We start from the raw sequence: 20,295 nt of genomic DNA on the forward strand, positions 1-20,295 counted from the left end.
CATAGCCCCGGATACGCATAGAGATGCATTTTCTTTCACGCAGCCTTGGCGGAATTTTCCTTTTTGCGCTGACTCTCGGTCTTTTGGGAAGTGCCGTGGCGCTGATGCGGGCCACGCCTTCCGCCGAGGGGCAGGGCCATAGGCCGCCGCCTGCGGCAGAGCGCATCTTCGCCGCCGATGTGGTTGCGCTCGATTATCGGGATCTTCAGCCCAAGCTTGTCGCCTATGGCGAGATCCGGTCGAACCGGCGGCTGGAATTGCGGGCCTCGGCGGCGGGCACGATCCTCGCACTTGCGCCGGCTTTCGAAGATGGCGGCATGGTGCGTAAGGGGGATGTTCTGGTGCAGCTTGATCCTGCACAGGCGCAGGCCGTGCGCGACAGTGCCGTGGCCAGCCGTACCGAAGCCGAAGCCGCCTTGGCGCAGGCCGAACGGGCCTTGGCGATTGCGGGCGATGATCTGGAAGCCGCCCGCGCGCAGGCGGGATTGCGCCAGAAGGCCTTGCAGCGCCAGCTGGATCTGAATGCGCGCGGCATCGGCTCTGCGGCAGTGACCGAAGAGGCCGAGCTTGCCGCTTCCGCCGCCGATCAGGCCGTCCTGTCGCGCCGGTCGGCGCTGTCGCAGGCGCAGGCCACGCTGGATCAGGCCGGAACCGCGCTCAGCCGCGCGCGCATCGATCTGGCCGAAGCCGAACGCGAATTGTCGTTGACCACGCTGCGGGCGGGGTTTGATGGCAATCTGGCGGCGGTCAGTGTGGTGCAGGGGGGGCTGGTCTCGGTCAACGAGATGCTCGGGGAACTGATCGACCCCTCGGCGCTGGAAGTCTCGTTTCGGGTATCGACCAGCCAGTTTTTGCGTCTGACCGATGCACAGGGCGAGGTGCTGCCCCTGACCGCGCAGGTGGCGCTGGAGACTGCGGATGCGCAGGTGCGCTCGGCGGCCAAGCTGCTGCGGGTCGGGGCGGCTGTGGAAACCGGCACGGCGGGGCGGCTGCTTTATGCCCAGCTCCAGAGCGCGCGGGGGTTCCGTCCGGGGGATTTCGTGACCGTCACGCTGGACGAACCGCTGCTGGAGCATGTCGCGCGTTTGCCTGCGCAGGCGGTGGATGGCAATGGCGCACTTCTGGCGCTGGATCACGAGAACCGCCTGTATAGCGCGCAGGCCCGGATCCTGCGGCGCGAGGGCGATACCATTCTGGTGCGCTCCGATCTGCCGCAGGGCACGCAGGTGGTGGCGCGGCGCAGCCCGCTTCTGGGACAGGGGATCAAGCTGCGCCCGCTGGATCAGGGAGCATCGCTGGATCAGAGCATGATCGATCTGACCCCCGCGCGGCGTCAGGCATTGGTGGCGGTGGTGCAGAAGGATGCCACGCTGAGCGGCCCCGACCGCGCCGGATTGCTGGCGCAGTTGCAGCAGGAACGGGTTCCGGCGGCGATGGTGGCGCGGCTTGAACAGGCAGGGGGGTAAGATGCCCGCGCCGCGTGGTCTGATCAGCCTGTTTACCCGCCATGCCACGCTGGCCAATATCGTGCTGGTGGTCATGCTGTGTGCCGGTGTCTTTGCCGCGCCCAAACTGCGGGCGCAATTCTTTCCCGATACCGTCACCGACGAGATTGATGTGACGGTCGCATGGGAGGGGGCGGGGCCGGAAGATGTGGACCGCGCGATCGTGCAGGTGCTGGAACCCTCGCTGCTGACGGTCGAGGGGGTCGCCTCGAGCGAAAGCACGGCCCGCGAGGGGCGTGCCGAAATCGAACTGGAATTCGAACCCGGCTGGGATATGGGCCGCGCGATGGATGATGTGGAAAACGCCATCCAGCTGGCAGGCGATCTGCCCGAGGCCGCCGAAACGCCCGAGATCCGCCAGAGCGTCTGGCGGGATACGGTGACCGATGTGGTTATCACCGGCCCCTTGGCGCCCGAACAGCTGGGCCGTCTGGCCGACGAGATGATGGTGCGGCTTTATGCGCAGGGCGTGACGCGCACCACCTTATCGGGCATGGCAGCCCCGCAGACCGTGGTCGAAGTGCCGACCACCGCGCTGATGGCGCATAATGTCAGCCTGACGCAGATCATCTCGGTTATCGGGGCGGCTGCTGATGCGACGCCTGCGGGGGATGTGGCCTCCGGAGCCTCGCGGGTCCGGGCGGGCGAAGAGCGGCGCGAGGCGCGGCAGATCCGCGATCTGGTGATCCGCACCGATGCCGACGGGGCTGTGCTGACCGTGGGGGATGTGGCGCAGATCCGCGTCGAGGGGGCGGCGCGCGACCGCGCCTATTACGTGGGCAAGACCCCCGCCATGACACTCAATGTCGCCCGTTCCGCGCAGGGGGATGCCATTGCCCTGCAACGCAAGGTCGAACAGGTGGTCGCGCAAATGCGCCCCGACCTGCCCGCAGGCACAACCATCGCCCTTGTGCGCAGCCGGACCGAGCAGATCGTCGCGCGGCTCGATCTGCTGGTCGATAACGGCGTGATCGGGCTGGTGCTTGTGCTGGTGCTGCTGTTCCTCTTTCTCAATGCGCGCACGGCGATCTGGGTGGCGATGGGGATTCCGGCCTCGCTCGCGGCGGGGCTGGCGGTGATGTATGTTTCGGGGATGACGCTGAACATGATGTCGCTCTTTGCGCTGATCCTGACTTTGGGGATCATCGTCGATGACGCGATCGTGGTGGGCGAACATGCCGATTTCCGTGCCCGCCATCTGGGGGAGGCCCCCGCGATTGCCGCTGAAAACGGTGCCCGCCGGATGCTTGCGCCGGTCTTCGCCTCGACCCTGACCACGGTGATCGCCTTTGCGGGGCTGGTGGTGATTGGCGGGCGGATGGGCGATATGATCGTCGATATTCCGTTGACGGTGATCGCGGTGCTGGCGGCGTCACTGGTGGAATGCTTCCTGATCCTGCCCAACCATATGTATCACGCATTGACCCATCTGGGTCAGCCGCGCTGGTATGATGCGCCGTCACGGGTGACCAATCGCGGGCTGGACTGGTTCCGGCGCAAGGTGATGCGCCCCTTGCTGCGCGGAATCATCCATGCGCGCTATCCGGTGCTGGCCTTTGCGGTGCTGCTGCTGGCGGTGCAGGTGTTCCTGCTAAGGACGGGGCAGGTGCAATGGCGGTTTTTCGCGCCTCCAGAACGCTCGAGCGTGTCGGGGGCCTTCGCAATGGTCAACGGCACCACGCGAAAGGACACATTTGCGGTGATGGGGGAATTGCAGGATCTGGTCAGCCGTGTCGCTGCCGGATACGAGGCCGAATATGGCCGCAATCCGGTGACCTATGTGATCGGCCAGATCGGCGGCGCGTCGGGGCGGGATCTGGCCTCGGCGGATACCAAGGATAGCGACCAGCTGGGCTCGATCTCGATCGAGCTGATCGATCAGGATCTGCGCCCCTATAGCAGCGCCGATTTCATCCGCCGCCTTCAGGAACACCTTCCCGATGATCCGATGCTGGAAGAGCTGGCCTTCCGCAGTTTCCGTGCGGGCCCTGCGGGGGACAGCCTTTCGGTTCAGTTTACCGGCGCGGAAACCCGCGTGCTGAAGGAGGCCGCCGAAGCGTTGAAAGCCGCCCTTGCCGTCTATCCCGAGGTCTCGGCGTTAGAGGATAATCTGGCCTATGACAAAGAGGATCTGATCCTTGCGCTGACCCCGCAGGGGCAGGCGCTGGGCTTTGATACCCAGACGCTGGGGCAGGAATTGCGCGCCCGTCTGAACGGCACCGAGGCCGCAACCTATCCCGATGGCGTGCGCTCTGCCTCGATCCGTGTCGAGCTGCCCGATGCCGAGAAGACCGCCGATTTCGTGGACCGGATGCTGCTGCAAAGCCCGAACGGACAGTGGGTGCCCCTGTCCGATATTGTCACGGTGCGCCGCGAGGCGGGGTTTTCCACCATCCGCCGCGATGACGGGCTACGGCAGGTCGAGGTGACGGGCGATATTTCCGAAGACAACCCCGAACGCGCCAATGCCATCCTGACCGAAATGCAGACCCGTATCCTGCCCGATATCGCGCAGCGGCTGGGAGTGACATGGCTGCAAACGGGGCAGGCTGCGGACGAGCGCGCCTTTATGGCGGATGCAAAGGTCGGGCTGGTTCTGTGTCTGCTGGGGATCTATGTCGTGCTGGCATGGATCTTGGCCAGCTGGGCGCGTCCGCTGGTGGTGATGTCGGTGATCCCCTTCGGTCTGGTGGGCGCGGTCTGGGGCCATTACATCTGGGATTTCCCGATGTCGATGTTTGCCGTGGTCGGCGGGCTGGGGATGGTGGGGATTATCATCAACGATGCCATCGTGCTGATTTCGACGGTGGATGATTATGCCCGCACGCGCGGATTGCGACCGGCCATCGTGGATGCGGTGGCCGACAGGCTGCGGCCTGTTCTGCTGACGACGCTGACCACCGTGCTCGGGCTTGCGCCGCTGCTTTATGAAGGCAGCGCCGAGGCGCAGTTTCTGAAATCCACAGTGATCACGCTGGTTTACGGACTTGGCTTCGGCATGGTGATCGTGCTGCTTCTGGTGCCGGCGGTGCTGGCTATTCAGGCCGATATCGCGCGACTATGCGCATCGACGCGCCGCGGGCTGAAGGCCCCTCGGCTGGCGGGGGCGCTCTGGCTGGGGGTCGGGCTGATCGTTGCGGGATTCGGGCTGGCCTTCGGGCTGGTGCTTCTGGCGGGCGGGAGCCTGGCGCAAAGCTGGCTGGTCTACACGCCCTTCATTCTGGGCGCGCTGGCCGTGGCGGCATGGCGCACGCGGCGGCAGCGCTGATCACATTCTGGCGCAGCCGTCCATTTCGATGGCATGGGTCTTGTCCAGAACCGTGATCCGCAGATCCTTCGGGTCAAGATCGAATGGCGCGGCATCGGGGGGAACGAAATCGGCGGTGGCCACCAGCGCGCCATTTTCGAGGCTCATCCGCGAATCAGACACCCAGACCGGCTGCGAGGGCAGTTCGAACAGGGCCACCTGATGCGGGGTCTGACCCGCAGGCTGGTTGTTGGAGGGCTGGTTGTTGGAGGGCAGGCTGTTGACAGGCAGGCGGGCGGTGACCCGCATCCCGTCACGGATCGGCTCTATCTGGCAACTGGCCCGACTGGCGACTTTCTGCGGCTGCGCCTGCAGGGCTGCGGAAATCACCGGATCGCGGCGTCCCGGCCCTGCCAGATCGGCGTCAAGTTCCAGCGAGACCGGCACACAGATATCGTGGCAGATCCCCAGATCCAGATCGGCATCCAGCCGGATCGGTTGGGTGGGATCAATCGGGGACAGCTCTATCGGCAGGATCATCTGGTCTTTGTAACCGATTGATCTTGTGCCACTTTGGGTAAAAACCTCGGGCCGTGGCCAATAGATTTTCACATCCTTGAGATTACTGGAGGCGCGGAAGCTGAAACTGGGAGGAATTCCCGCATCTCCGGGGTGGCGCCAATAGGTTTTCCAGCCCGGATCAAGCGTCACGCGGATTGCCGCCATGCGCGTGCCGTCGCTGGTCTGCCAGCCATCAAGCACCTCGGCCCTGTCGAGCCCCATGGGCAGGCCCGTCGGCGCATCGGCCGGCAGGGACGCGGGCATCGGTTCGAGATCTTGCGCGAAGGTGCGATCTCCCGCGCCGGAAACCAGCGCGAGCGCGCCCAGACACAGCCCGAAACGAGGCCCCAAACGGGTAAGTTTTGACCGAATGCTCATGATCTTCGCTTATCGCGCCCGAGGCGCTTTCGGGAAGTCACAAACGCGCCAACTGCTCTGATGGCGGCCTTTTGGCAACATTGCCATCTTGAACCTGGATCTTTTGCACTCCAGTTTGGTTAAAAGACATAGGCGGTCTGTCATCCGATAGGCGTCACGGTAGCGATGGACATGGCACGAGGAGGCCCCGATGGATCTGAGCGGCAAGATTTTGATTGCAATGCCCGGTATGGGGGATCAGCGTTTCGAGCATTCGGTGATCATGATCTGTGCCCATTCGGAAGAGGGGGCAATGGGGCTGATCGTCAACAAACCGCTGCCCAAGCCCGACCTGCCGGATCTGCTGGAACAGCTTGGCATCACCATGACGGCCACCGACGAAAGCGGAGATCGTCCGATTCTGTTCGGCGGGCCGGTCGAGACCGGTCGCGGCTTCGTGCTGCATTCCACCGAATGGGATGGTGGTGGTCCGATGATGGAAGTCAGTGACGAACTGGCCATGACCGCAACGCGGGATATCCTTGAAGATATCGCCGCCGGAAACGGGCCGGATCGCGCCGTTCTGGCGCTTGGCTATGCCGGTTGGGGGCCGGGCCAACTCGAGCAGGAAATCCTTGATAACGGCTGGTTGATTGCCGATGGCGATGCCGATCTGGCCCTGTCGGGCGATTACGCCAATAAATGGGTGCGCGCGCTCAATACGATGGGGATCGATCCGCGCACCTTATCCGCAACCGCAGGGCATGCCTGATAAGGGGGCCTGACACGGGGGCCTGATACGGGGTTTGGTTTGGGGCCGCAGGTCAGGGACGCGGCGCAGCGGCCCTGTCCAGACGGTCATTGACCGCCAGCCCGAGCCCCGTCACCGGCACCGGCGCCACGGCAATGCAGTTGGCGCCTTTTTCCTGCGCCAGCCTGTCGGCCTGCCGTAACAGGCCGAACAGGCGGGTTGCGGCCTCGGTTGTATCGCCTTTTTCCGATAGGTTGAACTCGGCCCCCGCACAATCGGGGCCGAAGCCGATCCAGATTTCCCCGCTCTGGCGCGCACGGGCATTCAGCCGCACCGCAGCCCCCGGCGCGTAATGCGATTTCAGCTGGCCCGGCGCATTGGGTTTGTCACTATCGCCGCCCGTGGGAAGGGCACGGCGAAGACAGGCCTCGATCTCTTCCAGAGCCAGTCCGCCCGGGCGCAGGAGGGCCAGAGGATCGAGCGAGAGAATGGTCGATTCCACTCCCACATCGCAGGGCCCGCCATCCAGCACAGCCGCGATTTTGCCGGACAGCCCGTCCATCACATGGGCGGCGGTTGTCGGGCTGATTCGGCCTGACGGATTGGCCGAGGGGGCCGCCACGGGGCCGTCAAATGCTTGTAAAAGCTTGCGTGCGACCGGATGGGCGGGCATGCGGATCGCCAGTGTCTCCAGTCCGGCTGTTACCAGATCGGAGATGCCCGCATCGGGGCGCAGCGGCAAGACCAGCGTAAGCGGCCCCGGCCAGTAGCGCGCAATAAGCGGGCGCGCGGCATCGGGGATCGTGACATAGCGCTCGGCCATTTCGACCGAATGCACATGGACAATCAGCGGGTTGAACCTTGGCCGTCCCTTGGCGGTGTAGATCGCCGCGACTGCCGCGCTGTTCCGGGCGTCGCCGCCCAGCCCGTAGACGGTTTCTGTGGCAAAGGCCACAAGCGCGCCGGTGCCAAGATATTGGGCGGCGCGGGCATAGCCTTCGGTGGTTGGGGCAAGCAATTCGGTCGTGAGGGGCATCGGATGTATCTGACGTAGCGTCTTGATTGCTGAGGAGGGGGAAGGCGATAACCTTCGCTTTGTGTTGTCCTGTGCATAAGCCGGTCCGCCTCAAATGCCAAGCGGGCTGCGTTTGTTGCAGGAGAGGGAGGAATGATGACCTACTGCGCGGCGGCCCGAGATATCGCCTTTATCCTAAATCACCTGACATCTTTTCCGGCGCTTTACGGGGCCGGGCCTTTCGGGGATCTTTCCGGCGATCTTGTCGCGTCGATTTTGAGCGAGGCAGCGAAGCTGTCGGATACGGTGCTTGCGGCCAGCAACCGCGCCGGAGATCTCGATCCGGCGCATCTTGTCGACGGGCAGGTGAAAACCTCGCGCGGTTTTGCCGAAGCCTATGCCGCTTTGGCGGAAGGGGGCTGGATCGCGCTGGCGGCCCCGCAGGAGTATGGCGGTATGGGGTTGCCGAATGCGCTGGGACTGGCGGTCAATGACATGATGGCCGGTGCCAATATGGCGCTACATCTGAAACTGATGCTGACACAGGGCCAGATCGAAGCCCTGCACCATCATGGCAGCGAGGCCCAGAAGGCGCTGTATCTGCCAAAGCTCGTGTCTGGCACATGGTCGGGGACGATGAATCTGACAGAGCCACAAGCGGGCTCCGATCTGGGCGATCTGCGCACAAGGGCGATGCCCTGCGCCGATGGCAGTTACGAGATCACCGGCCAGAAGATCTTTATCTCCTGGGGCGATAGCGATCTGGTCGAGAATGTCTGTCATCTGGTTCTGGCCCGCCTGCCCGATGCGCCTCCGGGCACCAAGGGGATCAGCCTGTTTCTGGTGCCGAAATACCTGCCCGCCGAACAGGGGGCTTCAGGCGAGGCCAACCGCCTGCATGTCGCGGGACTGGAACACAAGATGGGGCTGCACGGGTCTCCGACCTGCGTCATGGTTTTCGATGCGGCCAAGGGCTGGATCGTGGGCGGGGCGGGGCAGGGGCTGGCAGCCATGTTTACCATGATGAACAATGCCCGCCTGTCGGTCGGGGTCGAGGGGATCGGGGTGGCCGAGGCGGCGGTGCAGAAAGCGGCGGCCTTTGCTGCCGAGCGGGTGCAGGGGCAGCCGCTTATCGCCTTCCCCGATATCCGCAGGCTGCTGGCAGAGGCGCGCGCCGAGTTGTTTGCCGCACGGGCGCTGGCCCTGAAGGCGGGGGTGGCGCTGGATATGGCGCGCCTGTGCGAAAGCGGTGCCCTTGCACGTGAGACGGCTGGGGGAGAGCCCGTTGCCCCTGCGGACTGGATGGTGCGCGCTGCATTCCTGACCCCGATCGTGAAGGCCTATGGCACTGAAACCGGCATGCGGGCGGCTGATGCGGGAATACAGGTTCATGGCGGCATGGGCTATGTCGAGGAAACCGGGGCTGCGCAGTTTTTCCGTGATGTGCGGGTCAGTGCGATCTATGAAGGCACCAATGGCATTCAGGCGCTGGATCTGGTGGGGCGCAAGATGCGCGATGAGGGGCAGATGGCCGGCCTTCTGTTGCAGGAGGTGCAGGATTTGGCCGCACGGGCACGCCTGGACCATCCCGATCTGGCCGAGCCGGTCTGGGAAGCGGCCGAGGCCGTGGCCGAGGCTGTCGACTGGCTGGTTGGCCAACCGCCCGAGATGCGGGCCGCATGTGCGCATGATATGTTGCAGGCGCTTGCCCTCGTGCTGGGGGCTGGGGCGCATCTTGAGGCTGTTCTGGCCGATCCGGCCCGTCTGGCTCTGGCCGCGATCCATATCGGGCGGGTGCTGCCGCGCCATGCGGCGGCTCTGGCCGCGATGCGGGCGGCCTCTGGACTTCGGGCGCTTTCGCTTTCAGATTTGGGGCTATGAACGACACCGAGACCCGCCCCCGCTCGCTGCGCTACCCTTGGACCACGCCCCCCGAACAGGGCGCGCTGTGCGAGGTGGCGCCTGATGTCTACTGGTTCCGCCTGCCCCTGCCGATGGCACTGGACCATATGAACGGCTATGCGCTGGACGAGGGGGACAGCTGGACGCTGGTCGATACGGGCATCGACCGCCCGGCCTGTCGCGCGGCCCTGCAGGCGCTGCTGGAGGGGCCGCTTTCGTCCAAGCCGGTTGGCCGCGTGGTGGTGACCCATCATCATCCGGACCATATCGGGCTGGCGGGCTGGTTGCAGGCGCAGGGGGCCGAGCTTTGGACCACGCGCACCGCTTGGCTGATGGCACGGATGCTGCAACTGGATGTGCAGGAACGCCCTGACGCGCAGACGGTGGCTTTCTGGAAGGCCGCCGGAATGCGGGCCGATATTCTGGCCAAACGGCTGGCGGAGCGCCCGTTCAACTTCGCCGATTGCACGGCCCCCCTGCCGCTGGGCTACCGGCGGCTGGTTGAGGGCGAGGTGCTGCGCATGGCGGGGCGCGACTGGACCGTGCGGATGGGGCATGGCCACGCGCCCGAACATGCCACATTCTGGAGCGAGGATCTGGTGCTGGGCGGGGATCAGATCCTGCCGTCGATCTCGGCCAATCTCGGGGTCTATGCCACGGAACCCGAGGCCGATCCGGTGGCGGGCTGGATGGACAGCACGCGCGGCTTCCGGCCCTATGCCACGGAACGCCAGCTGGTCTTGCCGGGGCATAAGCTACCTTTCTATGGGCTGCCGACACGGCTTGATCAGATGATCCAGAACCACGAGGGGGCGCTGAAACGTCTGCGCGCCCATCTAGGTGCCCATCCGGGTGGAGGGCCGAAGACGGCCTGCGACTGTTTTCCGCCCCTGTTCAAGCGCGAGATCACCGAGGCGGTCTACGGGCTGGCGATGGTCGAGGCGGTGGCGCATCTCAACCATCTCCACCACCGCGGCGAGGTCGGGCGGGTCGCGCGGGCTGACGGGGCGTGGCTCTGGCATCTGCTTTAGCCGCGCGCAGCGGCGCGGCATCGGGGCCATATAGGGACCGTCTTGCAGGCGGGCGGATTTTTGAAACCGTGCCCTTGGCGGAACAGCTTCGGGTTTTATCTGGAGCCTGACTTCTGCGGCGGTTGTCTTGTGCTGGATTTCCGTGTTTCAAAAGCCAGGTCGAGTGAGGGCGGTTGCCGCTCTTTATACGTGAAAAAGTTACAAGGGGGTCTGGCTGATGCGCCGACTACTTATTTGTTTGGGCATGCTGCTTGGCCTTGTCGCCTGTGCTGCCGAACCGCATTGGGCACCGGATGATGCTGTGGCAAAGGCGCATTATGTGTCGGGCGATCCGCCCTCGATCACGCTTTACACGGTTGTCAGTCGTGAAACCGGTGCCGGTGGCCATTCGGGGCTGATGATCGATGGTCCCGAGCGGGTGCTCTATGATCCGGCGGGGACGTGGTATCACCCCTACGCGCCCGAGCGGAACGACCTGCATTTCGGGATCACCGAGCGGATGCGGAAATTCTACATCGATTACCATGCCCGCGAGCGGTGGGACGTGATCGAGCAGAAGGTGCCGGTGACTATGGCGCAGGCGCAGATGATCCGTGCCAATGCCGAAAAATACGGTGCCGCGAAGAAATCCTATTGTGCCAATGCGATTTCGACCGTGCTCAAGGATGTTCCCGGGTTCGAGGCGATCCATCACACATGGTCGCCCAAGAAACTGTCGCGGTATTTCGCACAGCTGCCGGGCGCGACCTACCGCGTGTATCATGATAACGATCCCGAAAATAACTCGGGCGTGCTGATGATCCAGCAATCGGACCCGCGGGCCGCCGAGATCCGCGAAAAGGCTTTTGAAGAACAGGACGGCAAATAATACGCCGTTCCCCTCCAGCGGACAGGGCCCTTCGGGGCCCTTTTTGCTGCGTGGGTTTGTGCGGCAGGCTGGCTGTTGGCACAAAGGGGGGAGGCTTTGGCCTGACAGGGCGCCTAGAAGATCAGGAACAGGCCCAGATAAAGCGAGATAAAGCCTGCCAGAATGGCCAGCAGCACATTGCGTGTCACAATGCCTGCCCCAAGGGTCAGGAGGGCGGCCAGCATGCGTGCGGGTTCGGGCATGCCACCTGTCGCTTCGGGCCACAGGACAAGCGGGGCGACCATGCCGGGCAGCACGGCCACGGGGGTGTAGCGCAGATAGCGCAAGAGCCATTCGGGCATCGGTTTGCGCGCCGCCAGTCCCAGAAACACATAGCGCAGGGCAAAGGTGCCGATGCCCAGCACGATGATGATGGTCCAGATCTCGAACGGGGAATAGCCGGTCATGCTGCGCGTCTCCGTGCCAGAAACAGTTCAACCTGTGCGCCGGTCACCATCGCGCAGACCGCGGCGATCAGCAGGCCCATACCTGCGGGCAGGAAAGCCAGTAGCAGAGCCGCACAGACCGACATCAAAGTGGCCGCGATATGCGGCAGCGACCTTAGTGCGGGGGCAATCATCGCCAGAAACGTGATGGGCAGCGCGAAATCCAGCGCGAATTCCGGCGGGATGGCCGCGCCCGCGACGGCTCCCAGAAGCGTTGACAGATACCATAGCGGTGGCAATACCGTGGAACAGCCCGCATAGAAGGCGAGTTTTGCGGGCAGCGACATCTCGGGGCGCAGGCGATATTCGGTTTCGGCGGTCACAAATGTCTGGTCGACCATGAAATAGGCAACCAGCGCGTGCTGCCAGCGCTTTGCCTGCCCGAGATGGGGTGCCAGCGCGGCGGAATACATGGCCATCCGCAGATTGATGGCGAGCGAGGTCAGAATGACGAGGATCACGGGCGCATGTTCTTCCATCAAATGGATGGCGGAAAACTGCGAGGCACCGGCGATGACCAGAATGGTGAATCCCATCACCTCGCCAAGATCGAGGCCCGCCTCGGTTGCGGCCACGCCAAAGAGTAGGCCGAAAGGGGCGATGACCAGCGTAAAGGGCAGGGTGGCCACAATACCGCGAAGAAAGGCGTGACGCGCGTGCATGCTTTGCTCTTGTAAGTCGGTGTTCATGCAGGCAGTCATAAGCACGCTCTCAAGGGCGACAAGCGCAGAATTGTATTGGAGGCAATTTGGAGATTTTCGGCCTGATCCTTGCCGGAGGAGAGGGGCGCCGTATGGGGGGCGTCGATAAGGCATGGCTCTCGCTGGGCGGCCAGCCCCTGCTTGCGCATGTCCATAACCGGCTTGCGCCACAGGTCGCGCGGCTTGCGGTTTCGGCCAATGGCACGCCCGAGCGTTTCACCGCCTGGTGCAAGGATCTGCCCGTTCTGCCCGATCCGCCCGCGCATCTGCATGACGGGCCTCTGGCGGGCATTCTGGCAGGGCTTGACTGGGCAAGTGTTGCTGGCGCGGCGGGGCTGGTGACTGTGGCCGTGGATACGCCCTTTATTCCCGCCGATCTTGTGGCGCGGCTTGTGCCCGCAGGCGCAGGCGCGGGCGCGGGCGCGCAGGCAGAGCCCGCGCAGGCGGTCTCGCAGGGGCGGGGGCATCCGACCCTTGCCTATTGGCCCTGTGCGTGGCGCGGGCAGGTGGCGCAGGCGCTGGCAGCAGGGGAGCGGCGTCTTGGGGCGCGGCTTGCACGGGCGCGGCGCGTGGAGTTTGCCGACCTGCCTGACCCGTTTTTCAACATCAATACGCCCGAAGACCTGCAACTGGCGCAAGCACGCCATGACGCGTTGGGGACAGGGAAATGAGCTATCATATCCGTCGCGGGGTTCCCGAGCATCACCGCAAGGCTGCCGCGCAGCTTTACTGGCAGGCCTTCGGCGGCAAGCTGGGCCGTGTTCTGGGCCCCGAGCCGCAGGCGCTGGCCTTCATTGCGCGGGTGATGGACGGAACACACGGATATTGCGCCGTGGAGGATGACAGCGGAACCCTACTGGCCGTTGCGGGCTTCCGCACCGCGCAGGGGGCCTTTGTGGGCGGTGATCACCGCGATCTGAGGGCCATTTACGGGCTGGGCGGGGCCGTCTGGCGCTGGGCCTGCCTGTGGGTGCTGGCCCGTGATCAGGAACATAGGGCGATGGTGGTGGACGGGCTTTCGGTGCGGGCCGATCAGCGCTCGCGCGGGATTGGTGCGGCCTTGATCACGGCGGTCTGCACCGAGGCCAGACGCCGTGGTTACGTGCAACTGCGTCTGGACGTGGTCAAAGAGAACATGCGGGCCCGCGCATTATACGAGCGTCTGGGCTTTCGGGTGATCCGTGCGCGGGAGAGCCGCCTGACAGAGCTGCTCTTCGCCTATCGCACGGCCTTTGTGATGGTCTGCCCGCTACGGCCTTGGGATACCTCCGAGGCCCCCCGTGGCTCAAGCCGCAGCTCTTAAGGCGCGGCTCTTGCGTCGGGCGCAGGGCATGGCTCCCTAGTCGAAGGTGCCAGCCACGCGCCCCAGCAGCATGAAAGCCCGTGCCGAGCGGGTGTCGGAGAGTTCGACGATCTCCATATCGGTCGCATTGGGCTCGAAACCGGCGAAGGTCTTGTCGAACTGGCGCAGGAAGTGATGGGCCGCATCGCGGAACACGGTGTCATTGCGCATCCGCGCCGCCGAAAGCGCCAGTGACGAACGGTCCCGCACCCCGCCCAGGGCCGCCACCTCGCGTCCGCGTTCGCCCTTGGCGAAGCGGCGCCAGAGCTCGGGGCGGGCGCGGTCGGGTTTGAGGTCATCCATGTAGATGCCGTCCTGCGATAGCAGGTTCAGCACATCCTGCGCGGCACGGATCAGCTTGGCCATCATCCGGTCTTCCAGCGCGCGGCGTAGCGCACGGAACCCCTCGCGGTCATCTGCCGTATCGGGGAAGTTTAGCGCACGCACGAAATCGCCCACAGTGACCGGCGTGCCCAGCGGCTCTGCCGGTGCGCCAAGTTCGAACGTGGCCTGTTCCTCGTGCAGAGGGTGGGCCGGTGGCGGGCTGACAAGGGCCATCTTGGTGTCGGCGGTGGCCTCCAGAGCATGGCCGCTGCCCTGCGTCGCAAGATTCAGCAAGGCGGTTTCGGTCTGGCGGGTGGCCAGCACGATCTCGTCAAGCTTCTTCTCCACAGAGCCGTCGCGGCGGGCGCGGGCCTCGGTGACCCATGCCTGCCGCATCGCATCCACCGAGGCGCGCAGCGACTGCGCCTCGGCGCGCATTTCCCGTGAGGCTTTGGCCGTTAGGGCCGCCACCCAGATCATGGCGAAAGGCAGGAAAATACCCACCACAGTGAAGATGACAGATGTCGTTTGCCCGTCAGTTCCGGAGGGAATGAAGACCCAGACCCCGATCACCAGAACAAGCCAGAGGACACTGAGCGCCGCAGCGATCATTTCCGTGCGGCCAAAGCCCGTATCCGTAGCGGGTCGGGGCTGATCGGGCTGCCGGTTCAGCGGGTCGGATCTTTCGGGTGTCATCTTCAGGCTCCGTCAGACGAAGAGGATCTCGAGGATCTCGTAGCTGCGCGTGCCACCGGGGGTGCGGACTTCGACGGTATCGCCTTCATCCTTGCCGATCAGCGCACGGGCCAGAGGGGATTTCATGTTCAAAAGCCCCTTTTCCAGATCGGCTTCATGTTCGCCGACGATCTGGTAGGTCTTCTCTTCGTCGGTATCGACATCGACAATCGTGACGGTGGCGCTGAATTTCACCGCGCCCGACATCGTTTTCGGTTCGATCACCTGTGCGAGGCCGAGGATGCTCTCGATTTCCTTGATGCGGCCCTCGATGAAGCTCTGCTTTTCGCGCGCCGAGTGGTATTCGGCGTTTTCCGAAAGGTCGCCCAGTTCGCGTGCTTCCGAGATCGCCTGAATGACAGCAGGACGCTCGACAGATTTCAGTTTCTTCAACTCGGCATCCAGCCGATTAAATCCCGCGCGGGTCAGCGGTATCTTTTCCATAAACAAGGCCCTTTGCCGTTTTGTTTTTCCTTGGGCGGTCGAAGAAGTGTAAATCGGGGATGACGCCGTGGTGTCAAGGGCCAGCCCGAGGCAGATGCGAAATTTCGCTCTCCAGAAGTAAAGTGTCGGTTTCGCATTTCCACCGTGCAGAACAAGCCTCTAGACTTAGGCCCAGATTGCCTTGAGACTGAAGGTAAGCTATTGAAAACGTAAAAGCACGCGCGAAGGCCAGCCAGGGAGCCCTAATTTTATGACCGAAATCACCCGCGAATCGATGGATTATGACGTTGTCATCGTCGGCGCTGGCCCCTCTGGCCTGTCGGCTGCCATCCGTCTGAAGCAGATCGACCCCGATCTTGAAGTGGTCGTTTTGGAAAAAGGTTCGGAAGTGGGGGCGCATATCCTGTCGGGTGCGGTGCTGGACCCTGTAGGGCTGAACAAGCTGATCCCCGACTGGAAGGAAAAGGGCGCGCCGCTGAATACGCCGGTGACGGAAGATAACTTCCTGCTGCTGACCGAGACCAAGGCCACCAAGATCCCGCATTGGCCGATGCCCAAGCTGATGTCGAATGACGGCAATTATATCGTGTCGATGGGCAATGTCTGCCGCTGGCTGGCCGAGCAGGCCGAGGAGCTGGGCGTCGAGATTTTCCCCGGTATGGCGGCGTCCGAGCTGGTGATGGAGGGCGACCGCGTGGCGGGGGTCGTTGCGGGCGAATTTGGCCGCGAGGCCGATGGCACGCCGGGGCCTGCCTATGAACCGGGCATGGAGCTGCGCGGCAAATATGTCTTCCTCAGCGAGGGCGTGCGCGGGTCTTTGGCCAAGATCGTGATCGACCGTTACAACCTGTCCGAAGGCCATTGCCCGCAGAAATTCGGCCTTGGCATGAAAGAGATCTGGGAGATCGACCCTGCCAAGCACGCGCAAGGCACCGTGACCCATACGATGGGCTGGCCGCTGGGCAATAATGCGGGCGGCGGGTCGTTTATCTACCACCTTGAGAACAATCAGGTCTATGTGGGCTTCGTGGTCCATCTGAACTACGAGAACCCCTATGTCTTCCCCTATATGGAATTCCAGCGCTTCAAGCATCACCCCGAGGTGGCCAAGCTTCTGGAGGGCGGCAAGCGCGTGGCTTACGGGGCGCGGGCGATCTCCGAAGGTGGCTACCAGTCGCTGCCCAAGATGAGCTTCCCGGGCGGTGTTCTGCTGGGCTGTTCGGCGGGCATGGTCAATGTGCCGCGCATCAAGGGTAATCATAATGCGATGCTGTCGGGGATCGCAGCGGCAGAGGCTGCGGCCGAAGCGATCAAGGCGGGCCGTTCGGGCGATGAACTGACCGCCTATGAGGCCGAGGTCCGCGATGGCGCGATTGGCCGCGACCTGAAAAAGGTGCGCAATGTCAAGCCGATGTGGGCGAAATGGGGGATGTATGCCTCGACCGTGCTGGGCGGGTTCGACATGTGGACGAACGAGCTCTTCGGCTTCTCGGTCTTCGGCACGCTGAAACATGGCAAGACCGATGCGCAGGCCACCGGCGAGGCCAAGGATTTCCAGCCCATCGACTATCCCAAACCCGATGGCAAGCTGTCCTTTGACCGGCTGACCAATGTGAGCTTTTCCTTCACCAACCACGAGGAAAGCCAGCCCTGCCACCTGAAGTTGCGCGATCCTTCGGTGCCGATCTCGGTCAACCTGCCGAAATATGCGGAACCCGCGCAGCGTTACTGCCCCGCAGGCGTCTATGAGGTGCTGGAAGGCGAGGAGGGCCCGCGCTTCCAGATCAACTTCCAGAACTGCGTCCATTGCAAGACCTGCGATATCAAGGACCCGTCCCAGAATATCGACTGGACCACGCCTCAGGGCGGCGACGGCCCGAACTATCCCAATATGTAAGCGAAAAGGGGCCGGTCGGCCCCTTTTTTGTCAGGATTAATCTCGCATTCATGCCGTTGCCCCAGGGTAAGGGTGTCTCTTGTGGAGGTGTGCATGGCTGTCCTGACCCAACGCCAGTTCCGTCTGAACCATCTTGTGCTGCGTCTTCTGGCGGGCCAGCCTTTGCCGGAAAAACGTCGGGGGCAATGGCCACGGCAGGCCTCAGCGGATGTGCTGACCCTTCGGCTGGGCGTGGAAGAGGCCATGACGGCGCTTGGGGGGCGGGCGTCGATGGCGCGGCTTGTCGGCGGGCTGACCGGTGTGGACGAGGTGATGATTTCCAGCTTTCTGATCCCGCGCGACAAGGCACGTTACAAGGCAGGCATTATGGCCCGCCTTGTGACAGAGGCAGAGGATCCGGCTGTTGCCCGGGCCGTACAGAAAAACCGGTTGCGCATTCTGACGGCCGATGAGGTGCCCGAACTGAATATCCAGCCCACGATCCGCTACCGGTTTCTGGCGCAGGGCCGGATGATTGGAAGCGGTCTTTTCACGCCGGAGGGGTTTGACCAGTCTCTGTTCGCGGCATGGGGGGAGCGGCGCTGGCAGCGGGTGATCGGTAAGGCCTATGTCTATTACGATCTTCCGGCATCGTCCTGCGGGCTGCCCTGAATGAAACATGTGCAGGAGCCTTGGCCGTAAAGCTTGCCGTCCTGCGTGCCACGGATCTCGCCCACCGCGACGCCGGTTGACCGCCCGATATGGGTCAGTTCGCCGGTGATGGTCAGCTCTGCTCCGGGCGGGATCGCGCGGATCAGATTGATCTTGTATTCGATGGTGGATTGGAACTGGCCTTTCCTGAGGCCCGAGATCACCGCCATCGACATGCAGCTATCCAGCACCATTCCGTACCAGCCGCCTTGGGTCGATCCGAAGGCATTGGTCTGGGCATGTTCGGGAAAGGCGCGGAAGGTCACCTTGCCGTATTCAGCGGCAATCACGCGGAAATTCATGAGCTTGGCAACCGTCGGATGTGGCGCGCTGCCGTCAATGATCCGTTGCATATAGTCGAGACCGCTGATCGAGGTCACCTCGTCGCGCGAGAGAAAATCTTTGGCGCTTTCGGCAAAGAGGGCGGTGTCTGTCATCCGTGGCTCCTGCATGGAAAAGGGGCCGCGCGGCCCCCGTTTCGTCTATAGTGTCAGGCGCTGCCGTCTCAGGCAACCGCGCCCAGATCAAGCCCTTGTGCAAGGCCCAGATTCTGGCAGACGCGGCCCGTCAGCACGGGGCGGTTGACGGTGTAGAAATGCAGGTCTTCCACGCCGCCCGCGATCAGCTCTTCGCATAGCTTGGTGCAAAGTTCGATCGAGAGGTCTTCCTCGCGGTCTTCGGCAATGGCTTTCTCGAAGGCCGGTCCCAGATGCTCGGGGATATTGGCGCCGCAATTTGCCGCAAAACGCTGCACGCCCTTCCACGACTGGATCGGCAGGATGCCCGGAATGATCTTGGCCTTCACGCCCTCTTTCTCGCAGCGGTCGCGGAAGCGGAAGAAGGTCTCTGCCTCGAAGAAGAACTGGGTCAGCGCCGAAGTCGCACCGGCTTCGCATTTGCGTTTGAGCCAGCGGACATCGGCCAGATCGTCGGCGGCATCGGGATGCGGCTCGGGATAGGCGCCACAGCGGATGGTGAAGCGCCCGTCGGCGGCCAGCGCCTCGATCAGCTCGACCGAGGAGGCAAAGCCCTCGGGATGGGGCGTGAAGCGGTCCTGCCCCTTTGGCGCATCGCCGCGCAGTGCGACAAGCTGGTTGACCCCTGCCTCGGCATAGGCGTTGACGATTTCCATCGTCTCGGCGCGGGTCGCATTGACGCAGGTCAGGTGAGCGGCCACATCCAGCCCGTAATTCTTGCCGATCGTGGTCACCGCCTCATGGGTCAGCTTGCGGGTCGTGCCACCTGCGCCATAGGTCACCGAGACGAAATTCGGTTGCATCGGGGCCAGAGTCTTTACCGTTTCCCACAGGCGGAACGATGCTTCCAGCGTTTGTGGGGGGAAGAATTCAAAACTCAAACGGGGCGTGGTCATGGCGCTATCCTTACTGATTGAAGATCTTGTGCCAGATTCCGTAATGTGAGACAAACTCATATTACTCAACAACAACATGAGTCAGATTTGATGTATCTCGAGCTGCGTCACCTGCGAACCATCAAAGCGATTGAAGACACGGGCGGGCTGGCGCGGGCTGCGGAGGCGCTCAATATTACACAAAGCGCGCTGTCGCATCAGATCAAGGGGCTGGAGGAACAGGTCGGAACCGAACTGTTTGTGCGCCGCTCGCGGCCTATGCGGCTTTCGGCGGCGGGGCAACGGCTGCTGCGTCTGGCCCAGCGGGTCCTGCCCGAGGTGCGCGCGGTCGAGGACGAGTTTCTGGCCCTGCGGCAGGGGCGGGCTGGGCGGTTGCATATCGCGATCGAGTGTCACGCCTGCTATGACTGGCTTTTTCCGGTGCTCGAGCAGTTCCGCAGGGCGTGGCCGGATGTCGATATCGATATCCGCCCCGGTCTGGCATTCCGTGCCCTGCCGGCCCTACAGAACGAAGAGGTCGATCTGGTGATCTCGTCCGATCCGGAAAAGCTTGACGGTGTCGTGTTCAACCCGCTGTTCGATTATTCCCCGACATTCATTGCAGCGGCCAATAGCCCGCTGGCGCAGAAGGCATATGTCGAGGCCGAGGACTTTCTGGACCAGACATTGATCACCTATCCGGTGGACCGGGCGCGCTCGGATATTTTTTCGGGCTTGCTGACGCCGGCACGGATCGAGCCTAAAACCCACCGTCAGGTCGAGTTGACCGCTGTGATCTTGATGCTGGTAGCCGCCGGGCGCGGGGTGGCCGTCCTGCCTGACTGGGTGCTGCGCGAAGTACGCTATCGCCCTGATTACATAACGAAACCTGTGACAGAGCACGGGTTGCAAAAGCGCCTATATGCCGCCACCCGCACGGAGGATGCCGTGCAGCCCTATATGGCCTATTTCCTGCGGCTGGCGCGGACCGAGCCTGTCAAATTGCAGCGCGGCGCGGCGGCCATGACGACAGGCGCTGTCTCCGGAGATGTGGCGCTCTGACGCGCGCGGGTCGGCATCGGGAGAAGG

19 protein-coding genes are annotated in these 20,295 nt (G+C 63.5%); 11 read left to right on the forward strand and 8 right to left on the reverse strand.

Going from position 1 to position 20,295, the window contains the following annotated elements; all coding sequences use genetic code 11:
• The first annotated feature begins 23 nt into the window (after window positions 1-23).
• Window positions 24-1,466: an efflux RND transporter periplasmic adaptor subunit gene (locus AC2ISB_RS00350; RefSeq protein ID WP_339108861.1), complete on the forward strand. Its 1,443-nt coding sequence runs from the start codon at window positions 24-26 to the stop codon at window positions 1,464-1,466.
• A 1-nt stretch (window position 1,467) separates the two neighbouring features.
• On the forward strand, window positions 1,468-4,773 hold the full coding sequence (locus AC2ISB_RS00355) for an efflux RND transporter permease subunit (protein WP_486575535.1): 3,306 nt from the start codon (window positions 1,468-1,470) through the stop codon (window positions 4,771-4,773).
• On the opposite strand, the gene AC2ISB_RS00360 is transcribed toward AC2ISB_RS00355, so the two are convergent.
• Window positions 4,774-5,691 carry a protein-disulfide reductase DsbD domain-containing protein gene (locus tag AC2ISB_RS00360; protein ID WP_486575537.1) on the reverse strand — a complete coding sequence of 306 codons (918 nt, stop codon included), beginning with the start codon at window positions 5,689-5,691 and terminating at the stop codon, window positions 4,774-4,776.
• A 190-nt stretch (window positions 5,692-5,881) separates the two neighbouring features.
• Here AC2ISB_RS00360 and AC2ISB_RS00365 point away from each other — a divergent pair, with 190 nt between their 5' ends.
• Window positions 5,882-6,442, forward strand: a complete 561-nt coding sequence (locus tag AC2ISB_RS00365; RefSeq protein WP_339108864.1) for a YqgE/AlgH family protein — start codon at window positions 5,882-5,884, stop codon at window positions 6,440-6,442.
• Between the two features lie 52 nt (window positions 6,443-6,494).
• Here the strand turns inward: AC2ISB_RS00365 and AC2ISB_RS00370 are convergent, their stop codons facing one another.
• Window positions 6,495-7,457 (reverse strand): L-threonylcarbamoyladenylate synthase, encoded by a 963-nt coding sequence (locus tag AC2ISB_RS00370; protein ID WP_486575539.1) that lies wholly within the window; start codon window positions 7,455-7,457, stop codon window positions 6,495-6,497.
• A 135-nt stretch (window positions 7,458-7,592) separates the two neighbouring features.
• Here AC2ISB_RS00370 and AC2ISB_RS00375 point away from each other — a divergent pair, with 135 nt between their 5' ends.
• From AC2ISB_RS00375 to AC2ISB_RS00385, 3 genes are all read left to right on the forward strand, one after another.
• Complete coding sequence (locus AC2ISB_RS00375) at window positions 7,593-9,317, forward strand: acyl-CoA dehydrogenase family protein (RefSeq protein ID WP_486576719.1); 1,725 nt, start codon at window positions 7,593-7,595, stop codon at window positions 9,315-9,317.
• Window positions 9,314-10,369, forward strand: a complete 1,056-nt coding sequence (locus tag AC2ISB_RS00380; protein ID WP_406720198.1) for an MBL fold metallo-hydrolase — start codon at window positions 9,314-9,316, stop codon at window positions 10,367-10,369. The genes AC2ISB_RS00375 and AC2ISB_RS00380 overlap by 4 nt, the downstream gene beginning before the upstream one ends.
• A gap of 217 nt (window positions 10,370-10,586) precedes the next feature.
• A complete protein-coding gene (locus AC2ISB_RS00385) occupies window positions 10,587-11,237 on the forward strand; it encodes a hypothetical protein (RefSeq protein WP_339108867.1) in 651 nt (216 codons plus the stop codon).
• A gap of 113 nt (window positions 11,238-11,350) precedes the next feature.
• Here the strand turns inward: AC2ISB_RS00385 and AC2ISB_RS00390 are convergent, their stop codons facing one another.
• Both AC2ISB_RS00390 and AC2ISB_RS00395 read right to left on the reverse strand, forming a co-directional pair.
• A complete protein-coding gene (locus AC2ISB_RS00390; protein ID WP_339108868.1) occupies window positions 11,351-11,683 on the reverse strand; it encodes an AzlD domain-containing protein in 333 nt (110 codons plus the stop codon).
• Window positions 11,680-12,384 carry an AzlC family ABC transporter permease gene (locus tag AC2ISB_RS00395; protein ID WP_339108869.1) on the reverse strand — a complete coding sequence of 235 codons (705 nt, stop codon included), beginning with the start codon at window positions 12,382-12,384 and terminating at the stop codon, window positions 11,680-11,682. The genes AC2ISB_RS00390 and AC2ISB_RS00395 overlap by 4 nt, the downstream gene beginning before the upstream one ends.
• Window positions 12,385-12,470: 86 nt before the next feature.
• Between AC2ISB_RS00395 and mobA the strand changes: the two genes are divergently transcribed.
• Together mobA and AC2ISB_RS00405 are read left to right on the forward strand one after the other, a co-directional pair.
• Complete coding sequence (gene mobA / locus AC2ISB_RS00400; RefSeq protein WP_486575542.1) at window positions 12,471-13,094, forward strand: molybdenum cofactor guanylyltransferase MobA; 624 nt, start codon at window positions 12,471-12,473, stop codon at window positions 13,092-13,094.
• Complete coding sequence (locus AC2ISB_RS00405; RefSeq protein ID WP_486575543.1) at window positions 13,091-13,726, forward strand: GNAT family N-acetyltransferase; 636 nt, start codon at window positions 13,091-13,093, stop codon at window positions 13,724-13,726. Before mobA ends, AC2ISB_RS00405 begins: the two co-directional genes overlap by 4 nt.
• 36 nt (window positions 13,727-13,762) lie before the next feature.
• Here the strand turns inward: AC2ISB_RS00405 and AC2ISB_RS00410 are convergent, their stop codons facing one another.
• Window positions 13,763-14,785, reverse strand: a complete 1,023-nt coding sequence (locus AC2ISB_RS00410) for a hypothetical protein (protein WP_406720200.1) — start codon at window positions 14,783-14,785, stop codon at window positions 13,763-13,765.
• Window positions 14,786-14,797: 12 nt separating this feature from the next.
• Complete coding sequence (gene greA, locus AC2ISB_RS00415; protein WP_339108873.1) at window positions 14,798-15,268, reverse strand: transcription elongation factor GreA; 471 nt, start codon at window positions 15,266-15,268, stop codon at window positions 14,798-14,800.
• Between the two features lie 250 nt (window positions 15,269-15,518).
• Here greA and AC2ISB_RS00420 point away from each other — a divergent pair, with 250 nt between their 5' ends.
• Both AC2ISB_RS00420 and AC2ISB_RS00425 read left to right on the forward strand, forming a co-directional pair.
• Window positions 15,519-17,165: an electron transfer flavoprotein-ubiquinone oxidoreductase gene (locus AC2ISB_RS00420; protein ID WP_339108874.1), complete on the forward strand. Its 1,647-nt coding sequence runs from the start codon at window positions 15,519-15,521 to the stop codon at window positions 17,163-17,165.
• A gap of 93 nt (window positions 17,166-17,258) precedes the next feature.
• Window positions 17,259-17,816: a hypothetical protein gene (locus tag AC2ISB_RS00425; protein ID WP_486575546.1), complete on the forward strand. Its 558-nt coding sequence runs from the start codon at window positions 17,259-17,261 to the stop codon at window positions 17,814-17,816.
• Here the strand turns inward: AC2ISB_RS00425 and AC2ISB_RS00430 are convergent.
• Both AC2ISB_RS00430 and metF read right to left on the reverse strand, forming a co-directional pair.
• A complete protein-coding gene (locus AC2ISB_RS00430; RefSeq protein WP_339108876.1) occupies window positions 17,780-18,292 on the reverse strand; it encodes a PaaI family thioesterase in 513 nt (170 codons plus the stop codon). The genes AC2ISB_RS00425 and AC2ISB_RS00430 overlap by 37 nt on opposite strands.
• Before the next feature lie 68 nt (window positions 18,293-18,360).
• Window positions 18,361-19,227 carry a methylenetetrahydrofolate reductase [NAD(P)H] gene (gene metF, locus AC2ISB_RS00435; protein WP_339108877.1) on the reverse strand — a complete coding sequence of 289 codons (867 nt, stop codon included), beginning with the start codon at window positions 19,225-19,227 and terminating at the stop codon, window positions 18,361-18,363.
• A gap of 90 nt (window positions 19,228-19,317) precedes the next feature.
• On the opposite strand from metF, the gene AC2ISB_RS00440 reads away from it, so the two are divergent.
• Complete coding sequence (locus AC2ISB_RS00440; protein WP_406721631.1) at window positions 19,318-20,268, forward strand: LysR family transcriptional regulator; 951 nt, start codon at window positions 19,318-19,320, stop codon at window positions 20,266-20,268.
• Window positions 20,269-20,295: the final 27 nt, after the last annotated feature.

Source organism: Thioclava sp. NS-SX20 (assembly GCF_057380695.1).

Bases quoted from the DNA above. Each gene is read 5' to 3' on its own strand.
- AC2ISB_RS00350 (WP_339108861.1), top strand. From the start codon at position 24: ATGCATTTTCTTTCACGCAGCCTTGGCGGAATTTTCCTTTTTGCGCTG.
- AC2ISB_RS00355 (WP_486575535.1), top strand. From the start codon at position 1,468: ATGCCCGCGCCGCGTGGTCTGATCAGCCTGTTTACCCGCCATGCCACG.
- AC2ISB_RS00360 (WP_486575537.1), bottom strand. From the start codon at position 5,691: ATGAGCATTCGGTCAAAACTTACCCGTTTGGGGCCTCGTTTCGGGCTG.
- AC2ISB_RS00365 (WP_339108864.1), top strand. From the start codon at position 5,882: ATGGATCTGAGCGGCAAGATTTTGATTGCAATGCCCGGTATGGGGGAT.
- AC2ISB_RS00370 (WP_486575539.1), bottom strand. From the start codon at position 7,457: ATGCCCCTCACGACCGAATTGCTTGCCCCAACCACCGAAGGCTATGCC.
- AC2ISB_RS00375 (WP_486576719.1), top strand. From the start codon at position 7,593: ATGACCTACTGCGCGGCGGCCCGAGATATCGCCTTTATCCTAAATCAC.
- AC2ISB_RS00380 (WP_406720198.1), top strand. From the start codon at position 9,314: ATGAACGACACCGAGACCCGCCCCCGCTCGCTGCGCTACCCTTGGACC.
- AC2ISB_RS00385 (WP_339108867.1), top strand. From the start codon at position 10,587: ATGCGCCGACTACTTATTTGTTTGGGCATGCTGCTTGGCCTTGTCGCC.
- AC2ISB_RS00390 (WP_339108868.1), bottom strand. From the start codon at position 11,683: ATGACCGGCTATTCCCCGTTCGAGATCTGGACCATCATCATCGTGCTG.
- AC2ISB_RS00395 (WP_339108869.1), bottom strand. From the start codon at position 12,384: ATGCACGCGCGTCACGCCTTTCTTCGCGGTATTGTGGCCACCCTGCCC.
- AC2ISB_RS00405 (WP_486575543.1), top strand. From the start codon at position 13,091: ATGAGCTATCATATCCGTCGCGGGGTTCCCGAGCATCACCGCAAGGCT.
- AC2ISB_RS00410 (WP_406720200.1), bottom strand. From the start codon at position 14,785: ATGACACCCGAAAGATCCGACCCGCTGAACCGGCAGCCCGATCAGCCC.
- greA (WP_339108873.1), bottom strand. From the start codon at position 15,268: ATGGAAAAGATACCGCTGACCCGCGCGGGATTTAATCGGCTGGATGCC.
- AC2ISB_RS00420 (WP_339108874.1), top strand. From the start codon at position 15,519: ATGACCGAAATCACCCGCGAATCGATGGATTATGACGTTGTCATCGTC.
- AC2ISB_RS00425 (WP_486575546.1), top strand. From the start codon at position 17,259: ATGGCTGTCCTGACCCAACGCCAGTTCCGTCTGAACCATCTTGTGCTG.
- AC2ISB_RS00430 (WP_339108876.1), bottom strand. From the start codon at position 18,292: ATGACAGACACCGCCCTCTTTGCCGAAAGCGCCAAAGATTTTCTCTCG.
- metF (WP_339108877.1), bottom strand. From the start codon at position 19,227: ATGACCACGCCCCGTTTGAGTTTTGAATTCTTCCCCCCACAAACGCTG.
- AC2ISB_RS00440 (WP_406721631.1), top strand. From the start codon at position 19,318: ATGTATCTCGAGCTGCGTCACCTGCGAACCATCAAAGCGATTGAAGAC.